We start from the raw sequence: 20,475 nt of genomic DNA on the forward strand, positions 1-20,475 counted from the left end.
GTAATGAGTCTATAATAAGTCGCCTGCGTAGACAGTTCCCTCGTTTTTCAGAAAAATGTCCTTGCCTTTGGCATCTGTGATGATGGTCATGATAGAGGTATCGTAGCCTTTTTCTTTGACCAGTTCTAGGTCAACAGTTCCAATGGCTTGACCAGCTTTAACGGTTTGACCTTGTTGAACCAAGGACGTAAAGCCTTGACCAGCTAGTTCAACGGTGTTAATGCCGATGTGAACCAGAACCTCAACGCCGTCAGGACGTACGATGCCATAGGCATGACCTGTTGGAAAGACGGTTGTCAACTCACCATTGACTGGTGCCACGATTGTGCCAGTTATTGGAACCAGAGCAACTCCGTCACCCATGGCCTTGCTAGCAAAAACTTCGTCTTTGACATTCTCAAGAGCAACCAAGTTACCATCAGCTACTGCGACAAAAGTCTCATCTGAAACAGTCGTTGCTGGAACTTCTACAGGGTGTTTCTCATTTGGCAAACCAAGAATCAAAGAGGCAATGAAGGATACAACAAAGGCAATGGCACAACCAATACCAGCATGCATGATCACATGCGGAGCATCCGCACTAAAGTAACTTGGCAAAGACAGCAAGCCTGGTGGCACTTGGGCAAAACGTCCAACGCCCATGAGACCAAGATAGAGACCCGCAACCCCACCACCAATCATGGCAGCATAGAGGGGGCGTTTGTACTTGAGGTTGACCCCGTAGAGAACAGGCTCTGTAATCCCTAGGATAGCTGAAATACCAGTTGAAGCAGACAGACCCTTGAGGTCTTTGTCTTTTGTTTTGAAGACGAGGGCCAAAGCGGCACCACCTTGGGCGATGTTTGAGACCATCATACCAGGTCCGGCAACCGTATCAATCCCCTTGGTCGCCAACATATTGATCCCAATTGGGATAATCCCGTAGTGCATACCCACCATAACCAGCAATGGCGTTGTCGCACCGACCAGCGTTGGGACCAACCATGGCACAGTGGTATTCATAGCAGAAACAATGGCGTTCAGTCCATCCCCCAGCCAAGTTCCTAGAGGACCAATCAAGAGGAAGGTCACAGGCATTACGATAAGGAAGGTTGCCATAGGAGCAAAGAAAATCCGCACAACTGGTGGCGTCCGCTTGGTCACAAAAGTCTCCACGTAAGACAAGAACCAAACTGCCAAGATAACTGGAATAACAGAGTTTCCATATTTGGCCATCGTGACGGGCAAACCAAGGAAATCAATGCCGGTCTTTGCTTCCTGGGCAGTTGCTACCATGGTCACAAAGGTTGGGCTGATAAGGGTTGCCCCCAAGGTCATAGCCATGTATTGGTTGGTCTTAAACTTCTTAGCAGCAGACGCAGCCAAAATCACTGGCATGAAGTAGAAAATCGTATCTCCGAAGATTGAGAGAAATTGATAAGTCGTGTCGGTCGGTTGCAACCAGCCAAACATGGCAGACAAGGAAGCGATGACCTTGATCATACCAGCTCCAGCCATGACAGGCGTGATTGGGACAAACATCCCTGCGATGGTATCTAGGACCTTTGCAATGCCACGCTTGTCATCTTCTTCTGCTACTACCTCACCACCAGCACTAAAATTCGCCAAATCATTGATGGCCTTATAGACATCTGCGACATCCGGACCAATCACGATTTGGTATTGGCCACCACTTTGGACCACGTTGATCACACCAGAGGTGTTTTTCAACTCCTTTGTCTGCGCCTTGCTGTCATCCTTGAGGTTGAAGCGCAAGCGGGTTGCGCAGTGGATGAGGGAGGCCACATTATCCTCTCCTCCAACTTTATCGATAATCGTTTGTGCCAATGCTATATAATCTTTGGCCATGACCGAAACCCCTTTTGTTTTGATAGGACTATTGTAACGGCTTTCCAGATGAGAAACAAGGGCTTTGGATCATCTATAAACACTGTTGCCTAATTTGCGGACAAAATACAAAAAAGCCCGCAACAGTGTTGCGGAGCTCTGCTATTGGTTAAAATCATCAATAATAGGATTATCAGACTTGCGATGTTCTTCGAAGGCTCTTGAAACATCCTTACGTTGCTGGTAATTTCCCTGGTAGGTTTGGGTAAAAACATTGGCATACAGAACATCTAGAAGAAAAGATAAGGACAGGAGGGAGGAAAAATTCCCCAGATTATCCACCAACTTCTCTCGGGTAGACAGATAAAGCGTCACATCTGCCAGACGGGCCAACTGGTTATTGCCATAGGAAGTGATAGCTAAGCTAGGGATTCCACGATGCTGAAGCAAGTCCGCTGTCTTAAGCAGAGTTTCAACTTCACCAGAGTATGACAGGAGGATAAAGCAGACATCAGGCTTGGCATTGTAGGCTTGAAAGAAGAAATTATCTGCCCTCCGCTCGACCTGAACAGCCTTACCAATCTTGAGCATGCGATTTTTGAAGGTTTCCGCCATCTCGAGAGGGTCTCCTGCTGCTCCAATGATAATGGTCTTAGCCTGTAAAAGCATTCGTGTCGCCTGTTGCAAACTATCATGTTCAACCAAATCAAACGTATCATCAACTGTGTCCTTGTAAAGGGTGGCTATCTTATTAGCCAAAGCCTTATTCTTATCTTTAGCTGTAAAGGGACGATTGGGATCTACTTGCTGAGTATTGCGGTCCAGATAATCTAGTTCCTTGAGGTAGGCATCCTTAAAGGCACTAAAACCAGAATAGCCAACCTGCTGGCAAAAGCGACTGACCGTTGAGGGAGAGACGAAGAGTTCTGCTGCAATGCTTCGCGAACTCTTCTGCCCCAGTTCATAGCCCACATTTAAAAAATAATCCGCAATCGACTGCTCTAGCTCGGTCATTGCCGTCTGATCAGACAAACGTTCAAACAAAAGCATATGAAATCCTTTCATCAAGTTGTACTTATACTCACTCAAAATCTCACTAGATGAGGCAGGCTAGCCCAGACATTATTAGAATTAGGCAAGAAAACCAAACGACCTATAGTTTTGATTTTGGAAAAGTATGACTCACTCAGAATCTCACCAGCCAAAATCAGCTAGTTAGACGAAGAGAGCTGGCGGCACGCCAACTCACTCTTTAAAAAACATTATTTCTTGGTCAAGTCTCTGACACTTTCTCTTTCCTTGAGGTTAAAGGGGATTATCAGGCGTTCAAGTTGAGCCTCTCGGTGTTCAATGGTATCTAGAAGTCGCTTAACGCTGGACCGACCCAAACTCCTCACATTGATATCAAAACTGGTCAGGTAAGGATGGGTGATTTTAGCATAAACCGAGTTGTTAAAGGATAGAACAGAGATATCGTCTGGCACTCGAATGCCCTGGAAGGACAGAAACTGAATCAGACGTAGGGCCAACATATCATCAATGATGATAAGTGCGGTAGCTCTGCTATTGTCCAAAACATCCTTAAAATCATCGACAGATTGGGCATCCTTACGATTAAACAAGAGATTATCGTAGACCTTCAAGCCATTGCGTTGCATGCCCCGCACGTAGCCCTGGTAACGCTCAGATACAATCTCCGTCGACAAATCATCCGTCACAAAGAGAATCCGCTCATGGCCCTTGCTCATCAAGTAATCTACCGCTGTTCGACCCATGAGCTGGTTGTCATTGTCAATGAAAAATGCTTCATTGCTCATATCCTCAGGCTGACCAACTACCACAAAAGGAATGTCATTCTCCAACAGATACTCCCGAACTGGATCCTTGCGCGTTGAGTAAAGAACGACAAACCCATCAACGAGCTTTTGACGATACATGAGAGAAACTTGCTTAGCCAACTCTTCTGGAGACTTGCCAGTCGCAATAGAGACTGAGAAGTCACGTTCCCTAGCTTCCTCATTAATGACCGTCAGCACCTCCATATGAAAAGGATGGGTAACCCGTTCATCACTGGCCGCTGGCGGAAAAACGACACCTATGGCATGCGTCAGACCACTAGCCAGCATCTTAGCCGCCACATTGGGCACATAACCCAGTTCATCCATGGCCTTTTTAACCTTGTCCTTGGTCTTTTGAGAAATAGCAGAGCTATTTTTAAGGGCACGACTCACCGTCGAGGCATTGACCCCTGCTCGTAACGCCACATCTTTTATCGTAACCATACAATCTCCTTTTATCCTTCTTCAAGACTATCCAAGTCTATCATTTCTTGTTTTTCAATCAGTATTTGGTCTTTAAAATTTGTCAGAAGTGCTACCCATAGAATCATGGCAATTGTCCCCAATAACTGAATAGCAGCTAATCCCCAAGGAGACTGAATAAGTCCAAGAAGATTACAAAGCAATACTATCACACTTGGGAATACGAGACATCCCATAATCAAGCCCAGGGCTTCTGAAAAATGACCAAGAAAGGTTTGGCGAGTTTTCTGAAATAGCATAAGAACAACTGCACCACCAACCAGTACAAGTAGAGTCTCCGTGAAGAAAACCGCCAGACTCATCAGAGCCAAGTAAATGAGAACTGATTTCCTGTAACTCATAAACCACTGGTGGCTAACAAATTCTCGAACACTTGATAAACTGTCTAAGTCCTTCAAATTTTTCGAACCAATGACTTGTGCACTAAGTTTACGTCCACTAGGATAATAAAACTGCCACTGAGTTTCCGTAAGGACCAGGCTATATTTGCCACTCAGACGAATTGACTCCAAATTAGCCTGACTGGGTAAAGTCGCGACAATAGATTGCCCCGACTGAATCAAATCACTTTCACCGCTATATTTACCAGCCTTTATGGTACCTTCTTGGAGAATTTTATAAGTATCCTCTGTCAAAGCATTTAAATTCGAGGGCATGATAGCATCCATGTCATAGCTAGTAAGACGGCTATATCGAAAAATTGAGGGAGCTAAAATCAGACCATTCAATACAATCGCCGTAACCAGCACTTGCCAAATCTTCACCGAACAACGATTGGCAAAAATCTGTAACGGTTTCAACATGTCCATAAAAATTGAAATTGGAAATGAATACGAAGGCATGAAAACTCCTTTTAGTAATAGACTATTCGTGCATGTCTCATTAAATAGTTGTTTTGACATCACAGATTTTGCATTCGCTTGCATGAAAGACTGCATTTATGTCTATTATAGCAAATACCAATGACTTATGCATTCGTTTTCTTCCTCATTTCAAGGATTTTCTAAGAAATAATCTTATGGCTATGCAATAATAAGGAAAAATCCTCTGCAAAAAATTAGTCTGAAAAGGCTCCTTCAGAAGCCTCAAAACCAAGTCTAAACAATGCCTCAAATCAGTTAGACGCACTTCTATCATCTCTGAAATGTAAGAAGGGAGCGGGAAAGAAATCTTAAAAGCGAGAAAGAGTTCGATGACCTCGCTTCTGGGTTTATGGGCTCAGGCTGAAACAGTCTCTTCCTAGACCGTTTTGACACTGACGTCGTCAGATTCATTTCCAACTTCAAAAGGTCCCCCGGACCGTTCTGACAATGACGTCGTCAGATTCATTTCCAACTTCAAAAGGTCCCCCGGACCGTTCTGACAATGACGTCGTCAGATTCATTTCCAACTTCAAAAGGTCCCCCGAACCGTTCTGACAATGACGTCGTCAGATTCATTTCCAACTTCAAAAGGTCCCCCGGACCGTTCTGACACTGACGTCGTCAGTTTCATTTCCAACTTCAAAAGGTCCCCCGGACCTTTTGAACTCCCAGCCCCACATAGCTTTGACAGTCTGGGGAAAGTCTGTCAAAGGTGCGAGCCTAAAAATTCGAAAGTGAGCAACAGTCTGGTGGACTGTTTAAGGTTGGAAAAAACGCAAACTAGGTTTGCCAGGCTGTAGACAAACCCTACTGGAAATTGAAATATTGGAAATTTATCGATTAAATACTACATAACAAAAACTCTCGAAAGTGTTGATAAAACAACCTTTTTGAGAATTTTTAACTTTCTAAGTAAAATAAAAAAGATTGAAGAAAATTATCCGAAATGGACTTTTTCTTCAATCTGACGCAAACTAGGTTTGCGTCATTCGATAGGATTTTAAAAGTTGACAATATCAGCGGATTAGAGCTCATTCAGCTGTGGTTCATTGGTGCTAAAGCACCTAATGACCTGTGGAGGGGACTTTCTAAGCTGGCCAAGCCAGCAGAAAGGCTACCAACCACTGCGTTAGAATGTTAAAACGAACTCTAGATAGCGAGGTTGGACTTTTTACCCAGCCTCCTCTAATCAACCAGGCGGATATCAGCGCCCAATTGCGTTAATTTTTCAATAATATTTGAATAGCCTCGAAGGATGAACTCGATATTCGTAATCTCGGTAGTCCCTTCTGCCATTAGTCCTGCAATAACAAGTGCGGCTCCCGCCCTTAAATCAGTAGCTTTGACTGGAGCTCCAGTCAATTTATTAGGGCCTGAGTAGGTAATTTTTGTTCCAACCGTGGTAATATCGGCTCCCATTCGAGCCAGTTCAGGGACATGATTCACCCGCTTTTCATAGATTGTATCTACAATAGATCCGCGTCCCTGAGCCCTTAGTAATAGTGGTGTCAGAGGTTGTTGTAAATCAGTTGCAAATCCAGGATAAGGTGAGGTTTTTACATGGATAGCTTTAAGATTTTCTTGCTTATCGACAACGATAGCATCCTCTTCAACAGTCATCCGAACACCCATCTCACTAAGTTTTCCAATAAAAGCTTCCAAGTGTTCGTAGAGAACATTGGTCACACGGATACCTTCTCCAACCGCAGCCGCAAGTGCAATATAGGTCCCTGCTTCAATACGATCTGGAATCACTTGGTGCCTTGTTCCGTGTAACTGTTCAACGCCCTCAATGATAATTTCATCCGTACCAGCACCTCGAATATGTGCTCCCATATTATTCAGCAAAGTAGCTACATCAATAATCTCTGGTTCACGCGCCGCATTTTCAATTACCGTTCGTCCCTTGGCCTTGACAGCCGCTAACATGGTATTAATTGTTGCACCAACAGAAACAGTGTCCATATAAATATTGGCACCGTTTAGGCCGTTCTCTCTCGCTGAAAGACGCATATACTCTCCCTCGTAGGAGATGATTGCGCCCATTGCTTCAAAGGCTTTCAAATGCAAGTCGATAGGACGTGGTCCTAAATCACAACCACCCGGTAACCCTACCACTGCCTGTCCATAACGTCCTAGCAAGGAACCATAGAAATAATAGGATGCCCGTAAGCTATTAATCTTACCGTAGGGCATTGGAATATCACGTATCCCACGAGGGTCAATGACTAAAGTTTCCCCTTGACGATCAACACTAGCCCCCATCGTTTCTATGATATCAATTAAAGAATCCACATCGCTGATAGCAGGAACACCATCAAGTGTTACCGGCTCATCAGCTAATATAATGGCAGGTATCAAGGCAACAACCGAATTTTTAGCTCCTGATACGGCCACTTCCCCCTTTAAAGGACGACCGCCATTAATCACAATTTTTTGCATACTTCTAAGACTTTCTTCATTGTATATTCTACTAGAATTATTTTTAGAACAGCGTCAGATTACCATTCTAAGTTTACAATTAATCTATTAGGATTAAATTCTAAGAGAATACCGTCAACTTTTACATTCTACCATAGTTAGCAAGCAAAGGCAAATGGTCAGTCATGATTATCACACTATTTTACTCTAATCATGAAGGCAGTTATCGTCATAATCTACTACTGGCATCCTACCATGTCCAAAATAAATCAACAATGAAAAGTATACTTATTCTGACGAGGCAAAATAACAGCTTTCCTAAATTAAAATAAAGCTCAGTTGTAGATGTTGCATACTTCTACTGGAAGTTAGAGAGATAAGATTTTGAGATAAAAAGCACCTCACCAATACATGATATATTGTGTGAGATGCGAATATAACTTGGATTGATATCTTGAATCCTATGCTTCTTTTTGATTGGCAAACTGACTGTTGTAGAGGTCATAATAGAAACCTCTGCTAGCAAGAAGTGTCTCGTGATTCCCCTGCTCTATAATCTGCCCGTCCTTGAGGACCAGGATTTTGTCGGCTTCTTGAATAGTTGACAGACGATGGGCAATAACAAAGCTGGTCCGCCCGTCCATGAGTTTTTTCATGGCTTTCTGAATCAATAATTCCAAACGCGTGTCTACAGATGATGTCGCTTCATCCAAGATAAGAATTTTTGGATCAGCCAGCAAGGCACGCGCAATGGTCAAGAGCTGTTTTTGCCCTTGGGAAATGTTACTAGATTCTTGGTTCATTTCCATGTTATAGCCACCAGGCAGGGTGCGGATAAAGTGGTCCACATTTGCAGCTTTGGCAGCTGCAATGATTTCATCTTCGCTGGCATTTAGGTTACCAAAGCGAAGATTTTCCTTGATGGTTCCTTCATAGAGCCAGGCATCCTGCAAGACCATCCCAAATTGGCGCCGCAGGTCCTGACGGGAGAGATGGCGAATATCGTGGTCATCTACACGAATACTTCCGGCTGTCACATCGTAGAACCGCATGAGCAGGTTGATTAAGGTCGTCTTACCAGCACCAGTTGGTCCAACAATGGCCACCATTTCTCCTGGCTTAACCTCCAGATTAAAGTCCTTAATCAAGGGCTTGTCCGCCACGTATTGGAAGGACACATGGTCAAAGCTCACTTGCCCTGTCAAATCGTGGTCCAGCACTTCTGTCAATGCTTCCATTTCTTCTGGTTCATCCAGGACTGCAAAAATTCGGTCCAAAGAGGATTTAGCACTCTGCAACATACCCGATAACTGGGTAATGGTTTGAATGGGCTGACTGACCTGCCAGACATATTGGACAAAGGCCTGCATGTTCCCGACCGTCAAGTGACCTGCTAGAACCTGCAGTCCACCTAGAAAGGCAACCAGAACATAGGCACTATCAGAAATCATATTAAGGGCTGGCATCATGATCCCTGAGATGAAACTGGCTCTAAATCCAACCTGTTGAAGGTTTTCCGTAATCTGACGGAACTCCTCTGTCGATGCTTCCTCACGCCCGTAAAGTTTTAGGACATTGAAGCCCGTCAAATTTTCCTGAACAAAGCCATTGAGGTCCCCCAAGGCATCTGCCTGACGCTTAAAATAGGGCTGAGATTTCTTTAAAATAACCTGTGCCACTAGGTAGGTCAAAGGGATGGAAAAGATAACCACCAGTGCCAACTGCACATTGAGATAGAGCACCATGGCAATAACCAAAATCAGCGACAGGATAGCGTTGATGATCTGCAGGAAAGATTGTTGTAGGGCGTTGGAAACTGATTCAACATCACTGGTGAACCGCCCTAGGACATCTCCAAATTGGTGTTTGTCAAAGTAAGACACTGGCATCCGATTGATTTTCTGGCTGAGGTCATGGCGTAGGTCAAAAATGGCCTTTTGAACCACATCTGTCATGACATAGTTAGACCAGTATGAACCCAGCTCATAAAAGAGGGCACGGATTGCATAGAGGGCCAAAAGTAAGGCAATCTTAGTTGTGTTAATGCCTGCCCCAGGCTGACCTTGGACTAGGGCGGTGATATTAGCGGTCAGCTCGGTAATAATGAGTCCCAAGACAAAAGGTTCAAGGACATTCATCACCGTTGAGACAACCTTTAGAAAAACCGCTGCAAAGAGCCCCAACCTATAACGTTTAAGATAGCCCCATATTCGCTTAAAAGCATGTTCTTGTGCCATTAGAGCTCACCTCCTTCTTCAGTCAGACTGGCTGATTTGAGCTGGGAATCCGCAATTTCACGGTAGATGGCATTGGTCTCCATCAGCTCCTCGTGGGTTCCGCGACCAACAATCTCACCTTCATCAAGCACGATAATTTGATCCGCGTCCATAATGGTCCCTACCCGTTGGGCTACGATCAGAACCGTTGCTTCTTGAGTCACCTCTTTCAGACGTCGCCGCAATTCTGCGTCCGTCTTATAGTCCAGTGCTGAAAAGCTGTCGTCAAATATATAGATATCCGGCTGCTTCACCACAGCCCGTGCGATGGACAGCCTCTGCTTTTGCCCGCCAGACAAGTTATTGCCTCCTTCAGCCAGATGGGTCGCATAGGCCTCCTCACGACTCTCGATAAAGACCTTGGCCTGAGAGACATCCGCCGCCTGGTCCAACTCCTCATAGGTCGCATCTGCTTTTCCGTACTTGAGATTTTCTTCAATCGTTCCGGTAAATAGCAGAGCTTTCTGCGGGATAAAGCCAATCTTCTGACGGAGGGCCTTGAGATTATAGTCTCGGACATCCACACCATCAACCAAGATTTTGCCCAGGGTCACATCGTAGAAACGAGGAACCAGACTGACCAGAGAAGACTTGCCTGAACCAGTCGACCCGATAAAGGCAATAGTTTCACCTGGTCTAGTCTTAAAGGAGATATTATGGAGGACCGGACTCTCCGTCTCACCAGGATAGGCAAAGGTCACATTGTCAAACTCAAGGTATCCCTTAGTTTGGGTCTCAGTAACACCATCTTTATTGGGTTTAATTGAAATCGGCATGGCCATCACTTCCTCAATCCGTCGGGCCGATACCATCATCCTTGGATAGAGGGTGAAGAGATTGGCAAACATGAGAAAGGAAAAGAGGGCATGAAAGGCATATTCGATAAAGGCAACCAGGGTTCCAATCTGTAGCTGACTTTTAGCCAGTGGATCAAGGGCAAACCAGACAATCCCCACAATCATGAGGATGATAATTTGCACAAAGAGAGGTTCCGTCAGACCAGTTAACTTAAAGAGTTGACGCGAGGTCTGCTCATAGGAGGCATTTTGCTGGTCAAAGCGTTCTTCTTGGAAGTCCTCTCTGGCAAAGGCACGTATAACACGAAGTCCGATCAGATTTTCACGCACGTATTGGTTAATCTTGTCGAGTGTCGCCTGTTGGCGTTCCGAGAGCGGACGCGTTTTAACAGCCACGTAGAAGACAACCAAGGCTAAAAATGGCGCACAGGCTGCGACAATCCAGGCAAGGGAAGGACTGGTCATTAGAATCATAGCCACACTGAAGACAATCATCATGGGTGTGATGACCCCCATCCGCAAGGCCTGCTCTGCGAATTGCATCAAAACAAAAGCGTCTGAAGTCATACGAGTTACAAGAGAAGAAACGCCAATTTGCTCATACTCCTGGTGGGAGTATTCCTGGAGCTTGGCATACATGTCATTGCGCATGTCCTTGATCATGGTTGTCGTTAACTTACTGGCTGAAAAAGCCAGAAGCACGCGCCCAATCACTCCGAGAAGGACAATCAGAACCATAATGACCGTCCAAAAGTAAAGTTTATCCGCATCCCTCTGGGCAATCCCTTGGTCAATCATACGGGCCAAGACCGTTGGTAGGCCGAGGTTAACCACAACAAAAAGCAGGGCACCAAACAGGTCCAAAACCAGAAGACGTGGATACTTTTGCAAGTAAGACCAAATCAATTTCATACTTTTCTTTTCCTTTCATTTTATAGTCGAATGAAGAGCTTTAAAATAGGGCATTGTAACGTAGACAGTACTTAGGTACGTCAATTCGAGAACAACGATGTATCAAGGTTAATTCAAATGTCTATATCTTCAAAACAAAGAAGCCTGTCTGACCAGTCGAAACGGCTAGCTTCAACAAACTTCGTCTGTTTATAAATCTTTAATCATCCACAGGTCCATACTATGGTGACCAGCATCATTGGCAATCGGTTTTGAAAGCTGGCTATAGCCACACTGCTGATAGAGCTGATGAGCCGCCTCTAATCGTCCTGTCGTCTCCAGATATATCTGGGAGTAGCCTGACTGACGGGCTGCATCTTCGATAACCTCTAGAAGTTGTCTAGCTAGCCCCTGACGGCGGAAAGCGACATCTACATAGAGCTTTTGCAATTCACAGATTTCATCCGTAACAGGACCAAAACCACCACAAGCCACAACTTGCCCATCAACTTTTCCGATAAAATAGGCAGAGCGATCCAGGTCCGCGTAGTAGCTAGTTAAATGGTCCAACTGCGGGTCGAAGTAGGCAGTCCCAGGAATCGCTAGGCCTTCTGCTTCTAAAGACTGACGAATCAAACCTGCAACAGCCGCATCTTCGGACGTCTGAATAGAGGTGATGTGCATACGCATTCCTTTCTCAATTTCTAGACACTCTTGGTCACTAGATTAGGCTTCTAACTCACTCAAGTACTCATAGCGCTCGTACTTGGCAAGGAGCTGGGCATTCTGCTCGTCCAACTCTTTTTGCAGGTCGGACAGGCGGGCAAAGTCCGCTCCACAGGTCGCCATTTCGCCCTCAATAACCGTAATCCGCTCCTCCAGCTGGGCAATCTCCTCCTCGATGACCGCCCATTCCTGCTTCTCAAAGTAGGACATGCGCTTGCGCTCGGCTTTTTCCTTCTCCGCCTTTGGTTTTTCGATTTTTTGGACCATAGCAGAGCTGTCAGCTTCAAAGGCTTTTTCGTCCAGATAGTCGGTGTAATTACCGAAGAACTCCCTGACGCCGCCAGCCTCAAAAGCTAGAATCTTGGTCGCCACCTTGTCAAGGAAATAGCGGTCGTGGCTAACCGTAATCACAGGACCTGCAAAGCCTTGCAGGAAGTTCTCCAAGACTGTCAAGGTCGCAATGTCCAAATCATTGGTCGGCTCGTCTAGGAGCAGGACATTGGGTTTTTCAATCAAGATTTTCAAGAGATAGAGCCGTTTTTTCTCTCCACCAGACAGCTTGGCAATCTGGGTACCATGAGTTGAGCGAGGGAAGAGAAACTGCTCCAAAATCTCGGAAATGCTGGTCGTGCCGACAGTCGTCTTAACCTCGTCTGCCACCTCTTGCAGATAGTTGATGACCCGCTTGCTCTCGTCCATCCCCTTAAGGTTTTGCGAGAAGTAGCCAACCCGAACAGTCTCCCCCATGTCAACTGTCCCAGCTGTGGCTTGCAAGTCTCCGCTAATCAGGTTGAGCAGGGTGGACTTGCCGACCCCATTGTCTCCGACAATGCCGATCCTATCCTTGTTTTGAATGAGCAGATTAAAATTGCTCAAAATCGGCTTGTCGCCATAGGAGAAGCTGACCTGCTCAAAGTTAATGACTTTCTTGCCAATCCGACTGGTCTCAAAGGTGATGTCCAACTCTGTACTGGTGGTCGTGGTTGCCGAGTCCCCTTTCAGCTCATGGAAGCGATTGATCCGAGCCTGTTGCTTGGTCGCACGCGCCTGCGGCTGGCGGCGCATCCACTCCAGCTCCTGCTTGTAGAGTTGCTTTTTCTTGTGGAGACTAGCCGCATCTCGCTCGTCCTGTTCTGCTCGCAGGCGCACATAGTCTTGGTAGTTGCCCTGATACTCAGTAAGGGAGCTGTTAGCCAGCTCAAAGATACGGGTGGCGACATTGTCCAAGAAATAGCGGTCATGGGTGATGAAGAGGACTGTTTTCCTGCTGGTTTTCAGGTAAGTGGTCAACCAAGCGATGGTATCAATGTCCAGATGGTTGGTCGGCTCGTCAAGAAGCAAGAGGTCACTGTCTGACAGGAGCACCTGAGCTAGCTGAACCCGACGACGCAGCCCCCCAGACAGGGAGCCGACGGTGGCTTGCAAATCTGTAATTCCTAACTTGCTCAGGACCGTTTTGACCTCGCTCTCGATTGACCAGACGTCCAGCGCATCCATTTCTGCCATGACCTTTTCCAGCTCTTTCTGGCTCTCTTCTGAGTAGTCCAATAGCAGAGCTTCATAGCGTTTCAGCACTGCCATTTCCCTTAAATCCGACGAGAGAACCGTGTCTAGGACAGACTTGCTGTCGTCAAAATCAGGCTCTTGGGTCAGGTAACTGATGGTGTAGCCCTTGGCAGCGGTAAAGGGCGAGCGGTCGCCGTCAAAGCCAGACCGCCCCGACAGAACGTCAAGGAGCGTGGTCTTGCCCGTGCCGTTGACTCCAATCAGCCCAATCCGATCCAGCTCATGGACGATAAAACTGATGTCCCGAAAAACCGTCTTGTCCCCAACGGACTTAGTTAAGTGTTCTACGATAAAGTTTGACATGGTGGTGCTTTCTAAAAAATATTTATATTTAACTACTTAAAATTTTAGGTGTGCTATTAATAAGCACACCTAAAATACTATGTTTTCTTGAATATCCGCCATTCATTTTCGTCCCAAATAAATTCTTTTTCAAGGCTAGTGCTTAAAAAATTATATTCTTCTACTTGAGAAAACACAGAATCCAATTGACTAATAAATTCAAGACCTTTATTTAAATCCACCATTTTAATAAAGTTAGCAATTCCATAAAGATGAGCTTTATACTGCTTCTCAGATAGAGGAAGCCCAGTTTTTTCTAAATGATTACCTAAACCGAATTTTTTTATATAATATATATTTTTTCGTAGATTTCTAGTAACAGATTTCGGAACTGATAATTTTTCATTAACTATAATCCCTGTAACTCTCTTCCGGTCTCCTGGTTTCAACATAATTGTTTTAGATTCATTTAAAGAAAATCCTTGTGAAATTATTATCTCTTCAATCAAAGGTTTTATCCAGAAAAAACTTCTACTTCCTGAAATAGTTATATCATCAGCATATCTTGTATAAATTAGTCCGTTATGTTTGCATAACGTTGAAAGTCGCTTATCCAGAGTACTACATACAATATTAGCTAAATATGGACTCGTAGGAGAACCCTGTGGTAACTCGCTATTTTGTGTACATATATTTGCTAAGGCTGTTGCAATCTCTGGAAGAATACCATATTTTATGAATACAGAGCGTACCATAGCAAAATTAATGCTAGGAAAAAAATTTATGATATCTATTTTCAGTATATATTTTTTTGCCAAATGTAAATTAGCATTATCCACTATGGATTTTTGAGGAACAAAACCTGTAGCCTCTTTTTCTACAGGAATTTTATATAATATGTTATCTAAAATCCATCTCTGTACTGATTTCAGTCCTAAAGTAGGAATATTTAGCGTTCTATATTCCCCATTTTTTTTGGGAATTCTAGCCTGTTTATAAAATTGCTTTTTATCAAAAAGAACACTATAAAAAAATTTTTTATTAATTCCTATACTTTTCCTTAAATCTTCCAAAGTTAAAAATACAGGAATATCAAATTCCTCAGTCATTAGTAATTACTCCCGTAAACTATTGAATAATTTTTGAGATACTTAAATCTAATAATCCCTTGATGCAATCAAGTTTTTCCTATAGGGCAGGATAAAAGCGGTGGCCTCACAAGCGACCTGCCCTATGACTAATTTTACGCTAGTAAAATTGTCATCGTTATCTAATGAAGTTAGATAACGATAGACTATTGTAAACATTATTTCTTAGATAGGACGACTCGCCTATCAGACACTCTAACTCAAAAATCAATCTTAATCGATAAATCTTGTTTTAACGCTTTAACCTCGTATTCTCTTTCTATTTCAGTAAGATTTATAGAATCAAGATGCTTACCACTTAGAAATTGAAGTCCTTGAGGCGTTAACTCAAGATTGTCTGTAACCAATGACATCGTTTGACATTCCTGTATAATACCTGGATTATAACATAAAATCTTATCTAATTCAATTTCTTTCAAAGCGACACTTATTCTACTATTATCTCTCAGATACATCAAAAGTAGCAACTTATCCTGTTCCTCACCCACGATACCTCTAGTACTTAAAAACCATCTCACCTGATTTGAACAAGCTACCCACCGACTATTTGTTCGTGAAACACTTTTTCCTGATCTCGGAAATATCGGGTACCAGACTGGTTCATTCAAGTTCTCTCTCCAAAACAAACTCAACGTATTATTTGGTGTATTTCTATAAGTTGTGACTACTGATTCCGTTTTGTTATATCCCAATGTGTAATTATCTTCTCGATTATGTACAACAGTACTCTCGAACTCCGTAATAATTCTCTCTAGTTCAGGATTATCGCGAAAATATTTTGTTGAACTCTCATACTTAATAAATTGCCCTGTAATATTTAGTTCTCTTAAAGTATTTTCTAAAATTATTTTTGCATCTTCTGTTGCATGAATACAAAATACAATAACAAAAATCCCCTCAGGTAAATAAGAATGTATAATCTGTAAGAAATCACGAATTGTCCCACCAGTACCGGTATAATCATCTAGTAACAATAAATACTTCTTACCTCTTAGTAGTTTCGTACACCTAGACCTCTCTTTATGTGATTCCTTTTCAAAGATATTTTGATTATAGTGCTCAAATCCTTCTTTACCATTGAGATGATTACGGTAACTCATTTCAATATCAATGATACTATTGAAATATATAGACAATCGATTATCTAGTTCATTTGCTTCTAAATATAAAGCACTTAATGCAATTGAACTATTATGTTTATGAGTTTGTTTGTTTAGTACCGAGGCAAAAAGGCATGAATCTATATCAACTCCATTATCCATGAGTTTTCTATGAAAAGCACGAAATATTTCAACAATTTTCTGTCTAGAATAATAAATATAATCATTGCGTATGCACATCAAAATCATATTTTTTACTCTGACATCAGTTCCTTCTGGTATTTGAGATAAAAATCGTCCAAACTTTCTTCTAAAATGTCTCAAATAATGCTCGTCAAGGCTTGGACTTAAATTATTTCTTTTAAAAAAACAATCAACTATTTCAGAAAACTCTTGCCTTCTCTCTTCTTGTTCCATATCAAACTTACCACTAGCTAAAATATTATAATTTTGTTATTACCCACTCCCAGACTTCCTCCCTCTCATTCCCCACTTCCCCTGCCACAATTGATCGTTCCAGCTCGTCCAGAATGTCGCCCAGCTGGGGGCCTGGTGTGAGGCCGAAGTCTTGGATCAGGTCTCGCCCGGTGATAGCCATATCTTGCTTGGAGTGGATAGGGAGCTCCTCGTCTAATTGCTGGATCAGCGCTGGCTGGCTGGATAAGCCCTTGGCCTGTCTGAGGTCTTCCACCAAAAGTAGGCAGTCCTTGCCATAGCGGTAGACCAGCTGACGACTGGGCTCCGCACTCAAGCGCTCACGGTAGGCAGACACCAGCTGGTCGACCGCTTTCTGAAAATCATTGGAGGTTTTCCATTTTTTCAGGAAGGGTTTGACGTCTCTGATGTTTAGGGCTAATAGCAGAGCAGCCCAAGCCTGTTCAGAGCTGGTAAACTGGTAGCCGTTAGCAAAGTCATCACGCAAGGTCTCAAGCTCTGCTCCTTTTTCAGCCATATCAGGCAGAAAGTCATAGGCACAACTCGCTATCAGGCTGGTCAGACCAGCCTGCCAAAAGGGTGCGGTCAAGAGCTTGTCAAACTCGATGAAGACCCGCTCCACGGAAATCTTCTCGAGCAAGGGTGCCAGCTCTGCCATTGCCCCAAAAGTCGCAGGCTCGAGGGTAAAGCCAAGGCTGGCCACAAAACGAAAGCCGCGCATAATTCGCAGGGCATCCTCTTGGAACCGCTCGGCTGGCACTCCTACCGCACGGAGTAGGCGGTTATCCAAATCCATCAAGCCACCAAAAAGGTCCACAACTGTCCCAGTCTCGTCTAGTGCAAAAGCATTGACCGTAAAGTCCCGTCGCAGTAGGTCCTCATCCAGAGACCGCACAAAGGTCACCCCAGACGGTCTGCGGTAGTCCACATAGACATCCTCGGTCCGAAAGGTCGTCACTTCGTACTCATCATCGTCCGCAAGGACCAAGACCGTTCCGTGCTCAATACCGATGTCCACTGTTCGGGGGAAAATCTGCTTGGTCTCTTCTGGATAGCTGGAGGTGGCGATGTCCACGTCATGAATGGGGCGTCCCAGGATGGCATCCCGAACTGAGCCACCGACAAAATAGGCCTCGAAGCCCGCTACCTTAATTTTCTCTAATATGGGTAAAGCCCTCTGAAATTCAGAAGGCAAGGTTGTTAATTTCATATCCAATTCTCGTTCTAATCGTCAAAACGCTTGCGGTATTCGTCTTCCAGAATGGCATGCTTTTTGCGTTTGATACTATCTTCTGCTCGTGTGCCAATAAAGGCCAACCAGATAACAAAGCCTACTGCAAGAACCGTGAAAAATAATTCTCGATACGTATAGGCAACTCCAAAAATTTCAATCATGGTATTGCTCCACAGACTACAATAAGTTCTCTAATCCGTAAACAAGTTGGTCACGCGTGACCACAGCCTTAATTCCGATATTGACCCCGCTCATAAAGGATACACGGTCATAGGAATCATGACGAAGGGTCAGACCCTCACCCTGCGCTCCAAAGATGACTTCCTGATGGGCAACAAGCCCTGGCAAGCGCACGGAATGAATCCGCATGCCGTCCACTTCCGCCCCGCGTGCTCCTGCCAGCAACTCCTCTTCGTCAGCAGCCCCTTGTGGCTTGCTTTGACGGGTCTCACGCAGGAGCTCTGCGGTCTTAATGGCCGTGCCTGACGGCGCATCTTTTTTCTTATCGTGATGGAGCTCGATGATCTCCACATCTGGGAAATACTTGGCCGCTTTCTGGGCAAATTCCATCAAGAGGATAGCGCCAATCGCAAAGTTAGGGGCAATCAAGCCACCCAGCTTTTTCTGACGAGACAAGTCAACCAGCTCGGCGATTTGTGCCTCGGTAAAGCCAGTCGTCCCCACGACAGGGGCAAAGCCCTGCTCAAGAGCAAAACGAGTGTTATCATAAGCGACCGCAGGGGTCGTAAAATCCACCCAGACATCAGCAGAGAAGCCCACCAAGTCCGCCTTATCGGTGAAGACAGGCACGCCTTCAACCTCTTTTTCAGTCGCAAAGGGGTCCAAGAGACCGACCAACTCTAGCTCAGGGTCAGCCTGTACCATCTGGACAGCCGTGCTGCCCATTTTTCCCTTAAATCCTGCAATGATAACCTTAATCGCCATCGTATTCTCCTTTTCTAGTAACCAACAACCTTACACCAAAGGTGATAAACCAAAGGCAACAGCTCCCTCACCCAAGTGTGTCGCAATAACGCAGTTGAGTGGTGCCACGGTTAAATAGTCCTCAGACAAGTCAGTTTCTGCTAACAATAATTGCTTAAACTGCTCAGCCTTATCTTCTGCGTTGGTATGCAAAACAGCCACTTGATAGCTTCCATCAGCCGTAATCTCTTTCAAAATCTCAATCAAACGCTTAATGGCCTTTTTCTCTGTGCGAACCTTCTCGTAGACCACAATTTTCCCATCCTCATCAAAGCGCAAAATTGGCTTGATCGACAAGAGGTTGCCCAAAATAGCAGAGCCATTGGACAAGCGTCCTCCCTTAACCAAGTGATTGAGGTCATCAACCATGATAAAGGCTGTTGAGCGGTCAATCTGCACTTGTAGACGTTCCATAATCGTCTCAAAATCCAGTCCAGCTCTGCTATTGTCCAAAACCTTCTCAACCATCTGGCCAAGTGGGACACTAGTTAGCTTGGAATCCGGAAAGGCAATCGTCAATCGAGGATGCTCATCAATCAAAAATTGAATGGTCTGGTGAAAACCAGAAATCCCACCCGCAAGGAAAAGCCCGATGACATGGGTGTAACCAGAACTCTCAAGATTTGATAAGAGTTCATCCAATTCTGCCAGAGATGGCTGACTCGTCTTAGGCAAGTCTGATGAAGCTGCCATCAACTGATAAAACTGGTCCTGCTCTAGGTTTTTATGCTCAACATAGGTCGTTTGACCAATCATCACGGGCACATCTAACACAAAAAGACAGTCTTGTTGGTAGGTTTTCTGGCTCAGATAAGCCGTTGAGTCCGTTACAACTGCTAACTTCATCTTAAAACTCCAAATTTACTCCTGGACGATCCAAGGCGATTTCTGTTACTTCAAAGGTCAAGCGTTTGACCATGTCCAATAGCGGTGCAGCCAATTCTTGAACCTCAGGCTGAGAAAGTTCCTTAATTTCATTGACAATTCGGCCTTGAATATGGCTCATCTGTGAAATCATAGCATTAATAACAAAGTCATCGTGAACCACTGTCATTTGTAGAATAGTTATCAGTGAGGTCACCTTGTTTTCCTGATCTTTTTTCACCAATTGGAAATTAACTTGTGCTCCAGTTTTAGGCGCTTCGTGTTCTTTTTCCCATTCCAAGTTACGGGCATTGTAGTGATACTGGTTGACAAATTCTTTTTCACGTTTAAGTTCCATCTTGTTCCTCCTCAGAATATTCCATCTGATTGACTTTCTTTTCTGTAAAATACCTTACCATTATACCATAGATAAGAAAGCATTAAAAGAAAGAAATAATAAGGTCCTAAAGGTCATAAAAATGGAGTAGGAAAGCACCCCTAAAATCAAAAAAAGAGCTCGTCTTCCCACCCCACACAGCTCCAACTGTCAGGGAAGTGACTGTTGGAGGTTGGAAATAAGGGAAACAAAGTTTCCCACATTCGTTAAAGTTCTAAAAGCTAACAACATCAGCGTATTAGAGCTCATTCAGCAGTGGTTCATTGGTGCTAAAGCACCTAATGAACTGTGCAGGGGCCTTTCTAAGCTGGCAAAGCCAGCAGAAAGGCTCCCAACCACTGCG

Annotated in this window: 16 protein-coding genes; all 16 read right to left on the bottom strand. The window is 44.3% G+C overall.

The window, feature by feature from the left end; translation table 11 throughout:
- Positions 1-9 precede the first annotated feature (9 nt).
- Positions 10-1,848: a beta-glucoside-specific PTS transporter subunit IIABC gene (locus ACFORF_RS10745; protein ID WP_380428074.1), complete on the bottom strand. Its 1,839-nt coding sequence runs from the start codon at positions 1,846-1,848 to the stop codon at positions 10-12.
- 141 nt (positions 1,849-1,989) lie between these two features.
- A complete protein-coding gene (locus ACFORF_RS10750; RefSeq protein ID WP_380428076.1) occupies positions 1,990-2,877 on the bottom strand; it encodes a MurR/RpiR family transcriptional regulator in 888 nt (295 codons plus the stop codon).
- Between the two features lie 212 nt (positions 2,878-3,089).
- A complete protein-coding gene (locus ACFORF_RS10755; protein WP_380428078.1) occupies positions 3,090-4,109 on the bottom strand; it encodes a LacI family DNA-binding transcriptional regulator in 1,020 nt (339 codons plus the stop codon).
- A gap of 11 nt (positions 4,110-4,120) precedes the next feature.
- Positions 4,121-4,990, bottom strand: coding sequence for a hypothetical protein (locus tag ACFORF_RS10760; protein ID WP_380428080.1), 870 nt, complete (start codon positions 4,988-4,990; stop codon positions 4,121-4,123).
- Positions 4,991-6,196: 1,206 nt separating this feature from the next.
- Positions 6,197-7,453, bottom strand: coding sequence for a UDP-N-acetylglucosamine 1-carboxyvinyltransferase (locus tag ACFORF_RS10765; protein ID WP_380428082.1), 1,257 nt, complete (start codon positions 7,451-7,453; stop codon positions 6,197-6,199).
- 440 nt (positions 7,454-7,893) lie between these two features.
- Positions 7,894-9,669 carry an ABC transporter ATP-binding protein gene (locus ACFORF_RS10770; RefSeq protein ID WP_380428084.1) on the bottom strand — a complete coding sequence of 592 codons (1,776 nt, stop codon included), beginning with the start codon at positions 9,667-9,669 and terminating at the stop codon, positions 7,894-7,896.
- Positions 9,669-11,417 carry an ABC transporter ATP-binding protein gene (locus tag ACFORF_RS10775; protein ID WP_380428086.1) on the bottom strand — a complete coding sequence of 583 codons (1,749 nt, stop codon included), beginning with the start codon at positions 11,415-11,417 and terminating at the stop codon, positions 9,669-9,671. The genes ACFORF_RS10770 and ACFORF_RS10775 overlap by 1 nt, the downstream gene beginning before the upstream one ends.
- A gap of 189 nt (positions 11,418-11,606) precedes the next feature.
- The gene (locus tag ACFORF_RS10780; RefSeq protein ID WP_380428088.1) at positions 11,607-12,080 is read right to left on the bottom strand and encodes a GNAT family N-acetyltransferase; all 474 of its coding nucleotides are present in this window, start codon (positions 12,078-12,080) and stop codon (positions 11,607-11,609) included.
- A 42-nt stretch (positions 12,081-12,122) separates the two neighbouring features.
- On the bottom strand, positions 12,123-13,991 hold the full coding sequence (locus ACFORF_RS10785; protein WP_380428090.1) for an ABC-F family ATP-binding cassette domain-containing protein: 1,869 nt from the start codon (positions 13,989-13,991) through the stop codon (positions 12,123-12,125).
- A 77-nt stretch (positions 13,992-14,068) separates the two neighbouring features.
- Positions 14,069-15,079, bottom strand: a complete 1,011-nt coding sequence (locus ACFORF_RS10790) for a retron St85 family RNA-directed DNA polymerase (protein ID WP_380428092.1) — start codon at positions 15,077-15,079, stop codon at positions 14,069-14,071.
- Between the two features lie 239 nt (positions 15,080-15,318).
- Positions 15,319-16,635, bottom strand: coding sequence for a phosphoribosyltransferase-like protein (locus ACFORF_RS10795; protein ID WP_380428094.1), 1,317 nt, complete (start codon positions 16,633-16,635; stop codon positions 15,319-15,321).
- Between the two features lie 25 nt (positions 16,636-16,660).
- Entirely contained in the window at positions 16,661-17,863 is a 1,203-nt protein-coding gene (locus ACFORF_RS10800) for a CCA tRNA nucleotidyltransferase (RefSeq protein ID WP_380428096.1), read from the bottom strand.
- A gap of 14 nt (positions 17,864-17,877) precedes the next feature.
- Positions 17,878-18,048 carry a hypothetical protein gene (locus tag ACFORF_RS10805; RefSeq protein ID WP_380428098.1) on the bottom strand — a complete coding sequence of 57 codons (171 nt, stop codon included), beginning with the start codon at positions 18,046-18,048 and terminating at the stop codon, positions 17,878-17,880.
- 16 nt (positions 18,049-18,064) lie between these two features.
- On the bottom strand, positions 18,065-18,832 hold the full coding sequence (dapB, locus tag ACFORF_RS10810; RefSeq protein WP_380428099.1) for a 4-hydroxy-tetrahydrodipicolinate reductase: 768 nt from the start codon (positions 18,830-18,832) through the stop codon (positions 18,065-18,067).
- Positions 18,833-18,862: 30 nt separating this feature from the next.
- Positions 18,863-19,717, bottom strand: a complete 855-nt coding sequence (locus ACFORF_RS10815) for a DegV family protein (protein WP_380428101.1) — start codon at positions 19,715-19,717, stop codon at positions 18,863-18,865.
- A 1-nt stretch (position 19,718) separates the two neighbouring features.
- Positions 19,719-20,093 carry a DUF1149 family protein gene (locus tag ACFORF_RS10820; protein ID WP_380428103.1) on the bottom strand — a complete coding sequence of 125 codons (375 nt, stop codon included), beginning with the start codon at positions 20,091-20,093 and terminating at the stop codon, positions 19,719-19,721.
- Positions 20,094-20,475: the final 382 nt, after the last annotated feature.

It is taken from the genome of Streptococcus caprae, from assembly GCF_042649745.1.
GTDB classification, from domain to species: domain Bacteria; phylum Bacillota; class Bacilli; order Lactobacillales; family Streptococcaceae; genus Streptococcus; species Streptococcus caprae.